This window comes from Xanthomonas sp. SHU 199 (assembly GCF_000364665.1).
GTDB lineage: Bacteria > Pseudomonadota > Gammaproteobacteria > Xanthomonadales > Xanthomonadaceae > Xanthomonas_A > Xanthomonas_A sontii.
Genome location: NZ_AQOI01000001.1, coordinates 1 through 11,053, shown reverse-complemented (window position 1 = coordinate 11,053; position 11,053 = coordinate 1). Strand labels below are relative to the sequence as shown.

Genomic DNA, 11,053 nt, shown 5'->3' with positions numbered 1-11,053 from the left:
GCCGGCTCACCGCGGCCCGCCGTGCCGGACCGCGGCTGCCGCCGCCGGGCATCCTGCCGCAACTGCGCGCCGAGTGCGAAGCGATGGCGCGCTATGCGCTGGAGCACGGCATGGCAGTGCCGCCGGAGCTGATCGCCCGCCTGTCGGCGCTGCTGGGCGCAGGCACGCCGGACGCCGATGGCGGCGACATCGAGGTGCACGCGCACGAACTGGCGGTCACCCACCGGCGACTGGCGCAACTGATCCGCCCGGCCACGCCGCAGGCGGTGTTCCTGCTCGATGCCGAGCGTCGCCGCCCGCACTGGGCGACCCTGCTCGGCCCGCTGCCGCTGGTGCGTGCGCTGACCACCACCTCGCTGCTGTTCCTGTTCGCGGTGGTGGCGACGGCCCTGTCCAGCAAGGTCAGCGCGGACAACGTGCGCCTGGGCTTCCTGGATTCCTCGGGCAGCGTGTTGCTGTGGAATGCGCTGTTCCTGCTGTTCTGCGCCGGCCTGGGCGCCTCGTTCTCCTCGCTGTTCCAGGTGCACCGCTATGTCGCCGACGCCAGCTACGACCCCAAGTACGACGCCTCCTACGGCGCGCGCATGATCCTGGGCCTGATCGCCGGGCTGATCCTGGTCGAAGTGTTGCCGCCGGATCTGTTCGAAAGCGGCAGCATGCGCAGTTTCGGCAAGCCGACCCTGGCGATGCTGGGCGGCTTCTCCGCGACCGCGGTGTACCGTCTGCTGCAGCGTCTGGTCGATCTGATGGAGACGCTGGTGCGCGGCGATACCTCGGCGCAGGCGCAGGCGTCGCTGGAAGTGCAGCGCGCCAGCAACGACACCGAGCGCATGCGCTGGCAGGGCGAGTTGGCCGCGCAGTTGATGGCCCTGCAGCAATCGATCGAGGCCGGCACACCGCCGGCGGCGATACAGCAGCGGCTCGCCGAGTTCGCCCGCGGGATGCTGCAGGTGGAAGCCGCGCGTCTGCCGCCGCCGCCATCGCCATCGCCGGCAGCGGAATGAACCCGCCGGCGCGACACCGGCGTATCGCCCGTGTTCCCATCATCGTTCGTCGGCGCAGGATTTCGTTCTGCGTCACAGCGCGTGCGCGGTAGCACGGGATTCTGTCTACGAACCGAGACGAATGCGGCAATCCGCACAAGTTCAGCCGTCGTCGCCATCCATATCAGCCTGAAGCCGATGGCCGCCATGACGCAGCGTGACAAGCTGAGAACGTAATGCAAGCGCAGGTTCAGCGCTGTCGCATCGAGTGAAAAAGGGGCGCGTCGCGCTGCAGGGGGACGCGGGTTGCCGCGCGGTCGCGCGTTGGGAGTTCCATTGCCAACACAGGTAGAGAATGAACACACGTATCGTGATTGCCGCCGAACGCAGCATTGTGCTGGAGGGCATGGTGGCCCTGCTCAACAACACGCCGGACATCGACGTGGTCGGCCACGCGGTCGACGGACTGGAGTGCGTGCAACTGGTGACCCGACGGCAGCCGGATATCGTGCTGATGGACGTGATGCTGCCGGGCCTCAACGGCATCGAGGCCACCCGCCGGCTGCTGCAGCGCAGCCCGCGCAGCAAGGCGATCTGCATCGCCGCCTCCGATGCCGCGACCAACGTGCGCGCGGCCATCGACGCCGGCGCCAAGGGCTACCTGGCGCGCAACAGCACCTTCCACGAATTGCTGCGCGCGATCCAGCAGGTCGGCAACGATCAGCTGTACATCAGCCCGCAACTGTCGCAGTCGCTGGTCAGCGAGTATCGCTGTCCGCCCGGCGATGCCGTCTCCGCCTACACGCTGCTGACCTCGCGCGAACGCGAGATCGTGCAGTTGCTGTCCGAGGGGCTGTCGACCAAGGAGATCGCCGCGCGCCTGCACATCAGCGTCAAGACCATCGGCACCCACCGCGAGCACATCATGCTCAAGCTGGGCATGCAGAGCATCGCGCAACTGACGCGCTACGCGATCCGCGAAGGTCTGTCGCCGCTGGAGGGAGGCAGGGGCAGTGCGCGCCATGCCGGGCACGACCGGCAGGGACCGGCCAGTCGTTGTGGCTGAGGCGGCGCGTGCCGTGACGGTGCGCACAACTGCATGGTCAGCGGCGCTGCGTGGCGGCGTGGTTCAGTCCGGACGTCGCGCGTGCATCAGCGCCGCGACGGCCTGCGCGCCGGGATCGGCCTGGCCCTGCAGCGCCTCGCGTACCGCGGCCTGGTTCGCCGGCGGATGGTTCTGGCTGAGCTTGAACTTCAACTCGACCCGCTCGACCTCCAGGCGGAAGCCGACGATGCCGCGCAACTGGCGCCGGTGCGTGTCGTTGTCCGGCTCGTAGCGCCAGTCGCTGCCCAGCGCGCGTTCGTGGCGTTCGCTCAGCCGCGCCACCACATCGGCCAGCAGTGCTTCGTCGTCGCTGGGGTGCAGCTGCCCGTGCAGGTGCGCGGTGGCGTAGTTCCAGGTCGGCACCCGCGCCATCGCCTCCTTGTCCGGATACCAGCCCGGGGAGACGTAGGCATGCGGGCCGTGCACGATCAGCAAGGCCGGCCCGGCGTGCCGCGCCTGCGGGTTGGCCCGCGACCAATGGCCTTCGACCAGGATGCGTTCGCCGTCGCGCCGGTACAGCACCGGCAGCGGCGTGGCGCAGGGCAGGCCGTCGGCGACGGTGACCAGGGTGGCGAACGGGTGGTCCGCGATCAGCGCATCGAGCGCGCCCAGGTCGTGTTCGGCGAAGGCGGGTGCAACGTGCATCCCCGGATCAGGCGCGCGCGCCCAGGGTCTGGGTCATGCGCCCGCGCAGGCCGGCGTCGTCGTCGGCCTGCGGCGGCGCCACCTCGCCCAACGAGAAGCCGCGCGCCCGCGCATCGTCCTCGTCCAGGCCATCGAAGGCGACGAATTCGGCATCGAACAACGCCGCGCGGGCGGTGTCCTCGCTGTCGTAGCTGAGGGTGTTGCCGTCGCTGTCCAGCACCTCGGCGGTGCCGGCGTCGCGCACGCGCAGGCGTGCCCACACCAGCAGGCGGCCGAGGCTGGCCAGGTACCACTGATCGTGGGAGGGAGAATCTGAGGTCATGGAATCACCAGGGAAAGCAGCCAGAGCAGGGCGGCCATGCCCAGGCCGAAGAAGATCGTCATCAGCGACAGCCAGGCCGGCGTGGCCAGCCCGGAGAGCCCGCGGTCGCCGAGCGGACGGTAGCGCCGCGCCAGCAGCCAGCCGAGCGCGACCGGCTTGAGGAAGGCGCCCGGCCCGAACGCCGCCACCAGCGGCGGATGGCGGTCGCGGATGTGCACCAGGGTCAGCGGCCAGAAGATCAGGAACGCGCTGGCCCCGGCGATCGCCACGCCGACGAAGCACAGCGCGAAGAACAGGATCATGGCGCGCGCTCCCCGTGCCGGCTCAGAACTCGGCGCTGCCCGGCGCGCGCGGGTAGGGGATGGCGTCGCGGATGTTGCTCAGCCCGCACACGTACACCACCAGGCGCTCGAAGCCCAGGCCGAAGCCGGCATGCGGCACCGTGCCGTAGCGGCGGAAGTCGCGGTACCAGCCGTAGTGCTGCGGATCCAGGCCGAACTGCAGCATGCGCGCGTCGAGCACGTCCAGGCGCTCCTCGCGCTGGCTGCCGCCGATGATCTCGCCGATGCCCGGGGCCAGCACGTCCATCGCCGCGACGGTCTTGCCGTCGTCGTTCAGGCGCATGTAGAAGGCCTTGATGTGCTCGGGATAGTTGGTCACCACCACCGGGCGGCCGACGTGCTGCTCGGTCAGCCAGCGCTCGTGCTCGGTCTGCAGGTCCAGGCCCCATTCCACCGGGAACTCGAACTTCTGCCCGGACTTCTGCAGCAGGCCGATCGCGTCGCCGTACTCGATGCGCTCGAACGGCGAGTTGATGAAGGTCTCCAGCTTGCTGATCGCGGTCTTGTCCACGCGCTCGGCGATGAACGCCAGGTCGTCGGCGCGCTCGTCCAGCACCGCGCGGAACAGATACTTGAGGAAGTCCTCGGCCACGCGCGCGTCCTCGGCCAGGTCGGCGAAGGCGATCTCCGGCTCGATCATCCAGAACTCGGCCAGGTGGCGGGTGGTGTGGCTGTTCTCGGCGCGGAAGGTTGGGCCGAAGGTGTAGACCTTGCTCAGCGCCAGGCAGTAGGCCTCGACGTTGAGCTGGCCGGACACGGTCAGGAAGGTCTCCTTGCCGAAGAAGTCGCGGCCGAAGTCGACCTGGCCCTGCGCGTCGCGCGGCAGGTTGGCCATGTCCAGGGTGGAGACGCGGAACATCTGCCCGGCGCCTTCGGCGTCGGAGGTGGTGATGATCGGCGTGCTGATCCAGTTGTAGCCGTTCTGGTGGAAATAGCGGTGCACCGCCTGCGCCAGGCAGTTGCGGATGCGCGTCACCGCGCCGAACAGGTTGGTGCGCGGGCGCAGGTGCGCGACCTCGCGCAGGAACTCCGGCGACATCGGCTTGGGCTGGATCGGGTAGGTCAGCGGGTCCTCGACCCAGCCCACCACCTCGACCGCGCTGGCCTGGATCTCGTACGACTGGCCCTTGCCCTGCGACTTGACCAGCACGCCCTTGGCGATCAGCGAGCAGCTGCCGGTGAGCCGCTTGACCTCGTCGAAGTTGGGCAGGGCATCGGTCGCCACCACCTGGATCGGGGCGAAGCAGGAGCCGTCGGACACGTTGATGAAAGCCAGTCCGGCAGATCCGCGCAGCGTGCGCACCCATCCCCGCACCGTGACTTCGCCGCCTTCCGGGATCTTCCCGGCCAGCGCATGTGCAACGCTCACCACCGTCATGACTTGAATCCTCGCCGCAGCGACTCGATATGGAAGGGGCAAGTGTACTGGCTGGAGCGCAGCGCTTGCGAGGCGTGGCGGTGATTGGCCGCCAACCTTCCTATAATGTCCGCTCGCAGTCGCCGGAGTCGTTCGTCATGGCCATCCGTCTCACCCCCGTCGCCCATGCCCGCGTGCAGCGCTTCGTCGCGCAGACGCCTGGCGCGCTGGGCTTGCGTTTTGGCGTGGAGCGCACCGGCTGTTCGGGGTGGGGCCACGTCACCGACCTGGCGCGCGAGGCGCGTGCGGACGACGCGGTGTTCGAGCAGGATGGCGTGCGCATCTATGTCGATGCCACCAGCCTGCCGCTGGTGGACGGCACCGAAATCGACTTCGCCAAGCAGGGCCTGGGCGAGACCTTCGTGTTCCGCAACCCGAACGCCACCGCCGAGTGCGGTTGCGGCGAGAGCTTCACCACCGACGCCGCGCACGCCGGCGCGGCCTGAGCGTCGCCGCTGCGGCGGCGCGACCTCCTTGTGGGATGAGCTCGAAGGCCGGGACCCGGGACCCGGGACCGGGGACCCGGAAGAGCGGCCCGGATGCGCTGCCTGGTGCAGGCGGGTTGAGGCATGTCGCCACGAAAGGCTGGTCGGCCTCGCTTTTCCGGGTCCCGGGCCCCGGGTCCCGGCTTCATCGAGTCAGGACATCACCCGGCCGCCCGCCACGGCACCTTGTCCGCAGCGGCACTTCTACGCCATAATGTGCGGCTTCCTGCCTTCCCGGCAGGAGTCCTTGCCCCACCGCCGTCGCACCGCGGGGGGCTGTCCGGCCGCAAGGCCACATCCGAAAGGTAAACACCATGAGTCGTCATTACGAAATCGTGTTCCTGGTCCACCCGGATCAGAGCGAGCAGGTCCCGGCCATGATCGAGCGCTACAAGTCGCTGGTCGAGAACGGCAAGGGCACCATCCACCGTCTGGAAGACTGGGGCCGCCGCCAGCTGGCGTACCCGATCCAGAACCTGGTGAAGGCCCACTACGTCATGCTGAACATCGAAGTGGACCAGGCCGTGCTGAGCGAGCTGGTCGAGAGCTTCCGCTTCAACGACGCCGTGCTGCGCCACCTGGTGATCAAGCGCGACGGCGCCGACACCGAGCAGTCGCTGATCATGAAGAGCAAGGACGAGAAGGCCGACAAGCCCGAGCGCGGTGAGCGCCGTCGTCGCGACGACGAAGAGGGCGATGCGCCCGCCGCCGCCACCGAAACCGACGGCGACGCCGCCGAAGCCGCCTAAGGAGCACGCTCATGTCCAAGTTCTTCCGTCGTCGCAAGTTCTGCAAGTTCACCGCCGAGGGCGTCAAGGAGATCGACTACAAGGATCTCAACACCCTGCGCCAGTACCTCACCGAGAACGGCAAGATCGTGCCGAGCCGCGTGACCGGCACCAAGTCCAAGTACCAGCGTCAGCTGGCCACGGCGGTCAAGCGCGCGCGTTTCCTGGCGCTGATCCCGTACACGGACAACCACGACGTTTGATTCCGGGTTTCCCGGAGCGATACGGCCCGCACCCTCCGGTGCGGGCATTCAAGCGAAGTCTGGCGATTAGAAAGGAGTGCGGTGCAGTCGGGCGCAATCCCGACTCCCCAATCCCCAATCCCGGCTTCTCCTATTCGGACAGCACCCGTTGCGCCGGCCGCGTGCCGACGCTAACGAATAACGGAGCAAGACCATGCAACTGATTCTTCTGCAGAAAGTGACCAACCTGGGCGGCCTCGGCGACAAGGTCGACGTCAAGCCGGGCTACGGCCGCAACTACCTGGTGCCGCAGGGCAAGGCCGTGCCGGCCACCGCCGCCAACATCGCCGAGTTCGAAGCCAAGCGCGCCGAGTACGAAGCCAAGGCCAAGTCGATCCACGACGACGCCGAAGCCCGCGCCGCCAAGCTGGAAGGTGCCAGCGTGACCGTCAAGGCCAACGCCTCCACCGAAGGCAAGCTGTACGGCTCGGTCGGCCCGCGCGACATCGCCGAGGCCTTCACCGCCGCCGGCATGCCGCTGGAGAAGGGCGAAGTGGTGCTGGGCGAAGGCGCGTTCCGCAACATCGGCGAGTACGAGGTGCTGGTGCGCCTCCACGCCGACGTGGAAACCACGGTCAAGGTCGTGGTCGAAGCCGACGCCTGATCCTTGCGTCATCGCTGTACCGACACGGGCACCGCAAGGTGCCCGTGTCGTTTTTGCCGACCGGCGCCGCCCTCGGCGGGCCATGCGGCCCTGGCCGCACGCGGTCGGCGCAAGACCCGTCGGCTGCGAGTGAGACCGCCGTCGCATCTCCGTCGCCCGGCGCAGGCCGCCCCAGCCTCGCGCGGGGGCCGCTATACTCAGCAACTCGTGTCCGATGTCGGCCCGGCGGTGTAGCCGCATCAATGGGTTGGAAGCAGGACCTCACCTGGATCTTCATTAGCGGCAGCGCAGCTCGGAATGCCGGCGGCGTCTGCCATGGATTGCCCGCACCATGCGCCTGTCGACCATCAAGCTGTCCGGCTTCAAGTCCTTCGTCGATCCGACCACGCTGCACCTGCCGACCAACATGACCGGCATCGTCGGTCCGAACGGCTGCGGCAAGTCGAACATCATCGACGCGGTGCGCTGGGTGATGGGCGAAAGCTCGGCCAGCCGGCTGCGCGGCGATTCGCTGACGGACGTGATCTTCTCCGGCTCGTCGGCGCGCAAGCCCGTGTCGCAGGCCACGGTGGAACTGATCTTCGACAACACCGACCACACCATCGCCGGCGAGTACGCCTCGTTCAACGAGATCTCGGTCAAGCGCCAGGTCAGCCGCGACGGCAGCAGCAGCTACTACCTCAACGGCACCAAGTGCCGGCGTCGCGACATCACCGATCTGTTCCTGGGCACCGGCCTGGGCCCGCGCAGCTACTCGATCATCGAACAGGGCATGATCAGCCAGATCATCGAGGCGCGCCCGGAAGACCTGCGCGTGTACCTGGAGGAGGCCGCCGGCATCTCCAAGTACAAGGAGCGGCGCAAGGAGACCGAGACCCGCATCCGCCACACCCGCGAGAACCTGGAGCGCCTGGGCGACCTGCGCGAGGAGATCGGCAAGCAGCTCGAGCACCTCAAGCGGCAGGCGCGCCAGGCCGAGCAGTACCAGGCGCTGCAGGAAGAACGGCGGATCAAGGACGCGCAGTGGAAGGCGCTGGAATACCGCGGCCTGGACGGGCGCCTGCAGGGCCTGCGCGAGGCGCTGGGCCAGGAAGAAACGCGCCTGCAGCAACTGATCGCCGAACAGCGCGATGCCGAGGCGCGCATCGAGACCGGCCGCGTGCGCCGCGAGGAGGCCGCCGAGGCGCTCAGCACCGCGCAGGCCGAGGTCTACAAGGTCGGCAGCACCCTGGCCCGGATCGAGCAGCAGATCCAGCACCAGCGCGACCTGTCGCAGCGCCTGCACAAGGCGCGCGACGAGGCGCAGCTGGCGCTGGCCGAGCTCGGCCAGCACATCGGCACCGACGAGGCCAAGCTGGCCCTGTTGCGCGAATCGGTGGACGTGGCCGGCCCGCAGCTGGAGCAGCTGCAGGAAGACAACGAATACAAGCAGGAAGCGCTGCGCGAGGCCGAGGCGCGCCTGGCCGACTGGCAGCAGCGCTGGGAATCGCATCAGCGCAACACCGCCGAAGCCTCGCGTGCCGGCGAAGTGGAGCGCACCCGCGTCGATTACCTGGACCGGCAGTCGCTGGAGGCCGAGCGCCGCCGCGAGGCGCTGCTGGCCGAGCGCGCCGGGCTGGACCTGGACGCGCTGGCCGAGGCGTTCGCGCAACTGGAACTGCAGCACGAGACCCAGCGCGCCGCGCTGGACGGGCTGACCGAGCAGGTCGAGGCGCGCAAGCAGGCGGTCGCGGCGCTGCAGGACCAGCAGCGCACCGCGCAGGCCGAACTGGCCGACGTGCGCAAGCAGGCGCAGGCCGCGCGCGGCCGGCTGTCGTCGCTGGAAACCCTGCAGCAGGCCGCACTCGGCCAGGAGCAGGGCGCGGCGGTGGCCTGGCTGCAGGCGCGCGGGCTGGATTCGGCGGCGCGCGTCGGCGAACGGCTCAACGTCGAGAGCGGCTGGGAGAACGCCGTCGAAGGCGCGCTCGGGCAGTTGATCGAAGGCGTGCTGGTCGAGGCGCCGGAACAACTGGTTGACGCGCTGGGCGAACTCGGCGAAGGCCGCATCGCCCTGGTCAGCGGCGAGGAGGCGGCCGAGACCTTCGCGCCGACTTCGCTGGCGGCCAAGGTGCAGGGGCCGATCGCGATCCGCCGGCTGTTGGCGCGGCTGCACGCGGCCGAGGATTTGAGTGCGGCGCGGGCGCTGCTGCCGCAGCTGGGCGAGGGCGATTCCATCGTCACCCGCGACGGCGCGCGCCTGGGCCAGGGCTGGCTGCGCGTGTCGCGGTCCGGCGCGGCCAAGCAGGGCGCACTGCTGCGCGAGCGCGAGATCCAGAGCCTGCGCGGCCAGATCGAGACGCTGCAGGAGCGCGAGGCCGATCTCGAGCACCGCCTCGGCGAGATGCGCGCGCAGTTGCTGGCCGGCGAGCAGCAGCGCGAGGACGCGCAGCGCCAGCTGTACCAGGCGCACCGCAGCGCCTCCGAACTGGCCGGACAGTTGCAGAGCCAGCAGGGCAAGGTCGACGCCGCGCGCACCCGCATCGAACGCATCGAGCTGGAGGTCGCGCAGCTGCTGGAAACCCTGGACAGCAGCCGCGAGCAAGCGCGCGAGGCACGCTCCAAGCTGGAGGACGCGGTCACCAGCATGGGCGACCTGGAATCGGTGCGGCACGCGCTGGAAAGCGAGCGTCGCCAACTCACCGAGGCGCGCGACCTGGCTCGCGACGCCGCGCGGCGGGTGCGCGAAGCCTCGCACGCCCTGGCCCTGACCCTGGAGTCGCAGCGCACCCAGATCGCCTCGCTGAGCCAGGCGCTGGAGCGGATGGGCAACCAGCGCGGGCAACTGGACGCGCGCCTGGGTGAACTCAGCGCGCAGTTGAACGAGGGCGACTCGCCGGTGCTGGCGCTGGAGGCCGAACACCAGGCTGCGCTGAGCGAGCGCGTGCGCACCGACCGCGCGCTCGGCGAGGCGCGTGCGTTGCTGGACGGCATCGACAACGAACTGCGCGCGCTGGAGCAGACCCGCCAGCAGCGCGACGAACAGGCGCTGGCGCAGCGCGAACGCATCGCCCAGCGCCGGCTCGACCAGCAGGCGCTGGTGCTCAGCGCCGAGCAGCTGTCTGCGGCGGTGGTCAAGGCCGGCTTCGTGCTCGAGGACGTGATCAACGGCCTGCCCGAACATGCCGACCCCGTCGAGTGGGAGCAGGCGGTGCAGCAGATCGATGGACGCATGCGCCGGCTGGAACCGGTCAACCTGGCGGCGATCAGCGAGTACGGCGAGGCCGCGCAGCGCGCCGAGTACCTGGAAGCGCAGGACGTCGACCTGAACACCGCGCTGGAGACCCTGGAAGACGCCATCCGCAAGATCGACCGCGAGACCCGCGGCCGCTTCAAGGACACCTTCGACCGGGTCAACTCCGGCGTGCAGGCGCTGTATCCGCGCCTGTTCGGCGGCGGCCATGCCTACCTGGAACTGACCGGCGAGGACCTGCTGGACACCGGCGTGGCGATCATGGCGCGGCCCCCGGGCAAGCGTGTGTCCAGCATCTCGCTGCTGTCCGGCGGCGAGAAGGCGATGACTGCGGTTGCCCTGGTGTTCGCGATCTTCCAGCTCAACCCGGCGCCGTTCTGCCTGCTCGACGAGGTGGACGCGCCGCTGGACGAGGCCAACGTCGGCCGCCTGGCGGCGATGGTCAAGGAAATGAGCGAGAAAGTGCAGTTCCTGTTCGTCAGCCACAACAAGGCGACGATGGAGGCGGCGCATCAGCTCAGCGGCGTCACCATGCGCGAGCCCGGCGTCAGCCGCCTGGTCAGCGTGGACCTCGAGGAGGCCGCGCGTTTGGCGGGCGCGGCCTGACGTGACATGCTAAAGGACGTGATGCGCGTCGAGGCTTGGTTCCCGCGTTGGCGGACCCGATGCGCACCCGCCAGTTATTTTCCCCCTGTGTACCCTTGCCGGAGTAACCCCTGAATGTCCGACATGGCAATGCTACGCATCGGCATCCTCGCCGCCGGCTTGCTGTTGATTGCGGCGATCTTCCTGTTCGGCCGCCCGAAGAAACCGAGCCAGGGCCGGCGCGTGGAGCCGGCCGATCCGGCCGCGCCGCGCCGCGAACCCTCGCTGGGCGACGCCGCCCCGGCCA

At 69.3% G+C, this 11,053-nt stretch carries 11 protein-coding genes and 1 pseudogene; 8 read left to right on the top strand and 4 right to left on the bottom strand.

All coding sequences use genetic code 11. The features are described from left to right. The first annotated feature begins 83 nt into the window (after positions 1–83). Positions 84–1,004: a hypothetical protein gene (locus tag D183_RS23630; protein WP_198527614.1), complete on the top strand. Its 921-nt coding sequence runs from the start codon at positions 84–86 to the stop codon at positions 1,002–1,004. A gap of 334 nt (positions 1,005–1,338) precedes the next feature. Further along, a complete protein-coding gene (locus tag D183_RS0100055; RefSeq protein WP_017907183.1) occupies positions 1,339–2,049 on the top strand; it encodes a response regulator in 711 nt (236 codons plus the stop codon). Between the two features lie 63 nt (positions 2,050–2,112). On the opposite strand, the gene D183_RS0100050 is transcribed toward D183_RS0100055, so the two are convergent. From D183_RS0100050 to asnS, 4 genes are read right to left on the bottom strand one after another with little or no spacing between them, the layout of a single operon-like run. Beyond that, positions 2,113–2,733, bottom strand: coding sequence for an FMN-binding negative transcriptional regulator (locus D183_RS0100050; RefSeq protein WP_017907182.1), 621 nt, complete (start codon positions 2,731–2,733; stop codon positions 2,113–2,115). A gap of 7 nt (positions 2,734–2,740) precedes the next feature. Beyond that, the gene (locus D183_RS0100045) at positions 2,741–3,055 is read right to left on the bottom strand and encodes a hypothetical protein (protein ID WP_017907181.1); all 315 of its coding nucleotides are present in this window, start codon (positions 3,053–3,055) and stop codon (positions 2,741–2,743) included. Beyond that, positions 3,052–3,357, bottom strand: a complete 306-nt coding sequence (locus D183_RS0100040) for a hypothetical protein (RefSeq protein WP_017907180.1) — start codon at positions 3,355–3,357, stop codon at positions 3,052–3,054. Before D183_RS0100040 ends, D183_RS0100045 begins: the two co-directional genes overlap by 4 nt. Positions 3,358–3,379: 22 nt before the next feature. Next, positions 3,380–4,774, bottom strand: a complete 1,395-nt coding sequence (asnS, locus tag D183_RS0100035) for an asparagine--tRNA ligase (protein WP_017907179.1) — start codon at positions 4,772–4,774, stop codon at positions 3,380–3,382. Between the two features lie 137 nt (positions 4,775–4,911). On the opposite strand from asnS, the gene D183_RS0100030 reads away from it, so the two are divergent. The 6 genes and pseudogenes from D183_RS0100030 to D183_RS23625 form a co-directional block, all read left to right on the top strand. Beyond that, positions 4,912–5,259, top strand: coding sequence for a HesB/IscA family protein (locus D183_RS0100030; protein WP_017907178.1), 348 nt, complete (start codon positions 4,912–4,914; stop codon positions 5,257–5,259). Between the two features lie 353 nt (positions 5,260–5,612). After that, positions 5,613–6,047: a 30S ribosomal protein S6 gene (rpsF, locus tag D183_RS0100025; RefSeq protein ID WP_010342529.1), complete on the top strand. Its 435-nt coding sequence runs from the start codon at positions 5,613–5,615 to the stop codon at positions 6,045–6,047. 11 nt (positions 6,048–6,058) lie between these two features. Further along, complete coding sequence (rpsR, locus tag D183_RS0100020; protein ID WP_002804494.1) at positions 6,059–6,289, top strand: 30S ribosomal protein S18; 231 nt, start codon at positions 6,059–6,061, stop codon at positions 6,287–6,289. Between the two features lie 193 nt (positions 6,290–6,482). Further along, a complete protein-coding gene (rplI, locus tag D183_RS0100015; RefSeq protein WP_010342531.1) occupies positions 6,483–6,932 on the top strand; it encodes a 50S ribosomal protein L9 in 450 nt (149 codons plus the stop codon). 331 nt (positions 6,933–7,263) lie between these two features. Beyond that, a complete protein-coding gene (gene smc / locus D183_RS0100010) occupies positions 7,264–10,767 on the top strand; it encodes a chromosome segregation protein SMC (protein ID WP_017907177.1) in 3,504 nt (1,167 codons plus the stop codon). Positions 10,768–10,881: 114 nt separating this feature from the next. Next, positions 10,882–11,053 (top strand): annotated as a pseudogene (locus tag D183_RS23625) (cell division protein ZipA); the annotation flags it as partial.

Bases quoted from the DNA above. Each gene is read 5' to 3' on its own strand.
- smc (WP_017907177.1), top strand. From the start codon at position 7,264: ATGCGCCTGTCGACCATCAAGCTGTCCGGCTTCAAGTCCTTCGTCGAT.
- D183_RS0100040 (WP_017907180.1), bottom strand. From the start codon at position 3,357: ATGATCCTGTTCTTCGCGCTGTGCTTCGTCGGCGTGGCGATCGCCGGG.
- rplI (WP_010342531.1), top strand. From the start codon at position 6,483: ATGCAACTGATTCTTCTGCAGAAAGTGACCAACCTGGGCGGCCTCGGC.
- D183_RS23630 (WP_198527614.1), top strand. From the start codon at position 84: ATGGCGCGCTATGCGCTGGAGCACGGCATGGCAGTGCCGCCGGAGCTG.
- D183_RS0100055 (WP_017907183.1), top strand. From the start codon at position 1,339: ATGAACACACGTATCGTGATTGCCGCCGAACGCAGCATTGTGCTGGAG.
- D183_RS0100030 (WP_017907178.1), top strand. From the start codon at position 4,912: ATGGCCATCCGTCTCACCCCCGTCGCCCATGCCCGCGTGCAGCGCTTC.
- asnS (WP_017907179.1), bottom strand. From the start codon at position 4,774: ATGACGGTGGTGAGCGTTGCACATGCGCTGGCCGGGAAGATCCCGGAA.
- D183_RS0100045 (WP_017907181.1), bottom strand. From the start codon at position 3,055: ATGACCTCAGATTCTCCCTCCCACGATCAGTGGTACCTGGCCAGCCTC.
- rpsR (WP_002804494.1), top strand. From the start codon at position 6,059: ATGTCCAAGTTCTTCCGTCGTCGCAAGTTCTGCAAGTTCACCGCCGAG.
- D183_RS0100050 (WP_017907182.1), bottom strand. From the start codon at position 2,733: ATGCACGTTGCACCCGCCTTCGCCGAACACGACCTGGGCGCGCTCGAT.
- rpsF (WP_010342529.1), top strand. From the start codon at position 5,613: ATGAGTCGTCATTACGAAATCGTGTTCCTGGTCCACCCGGATCAGAGC.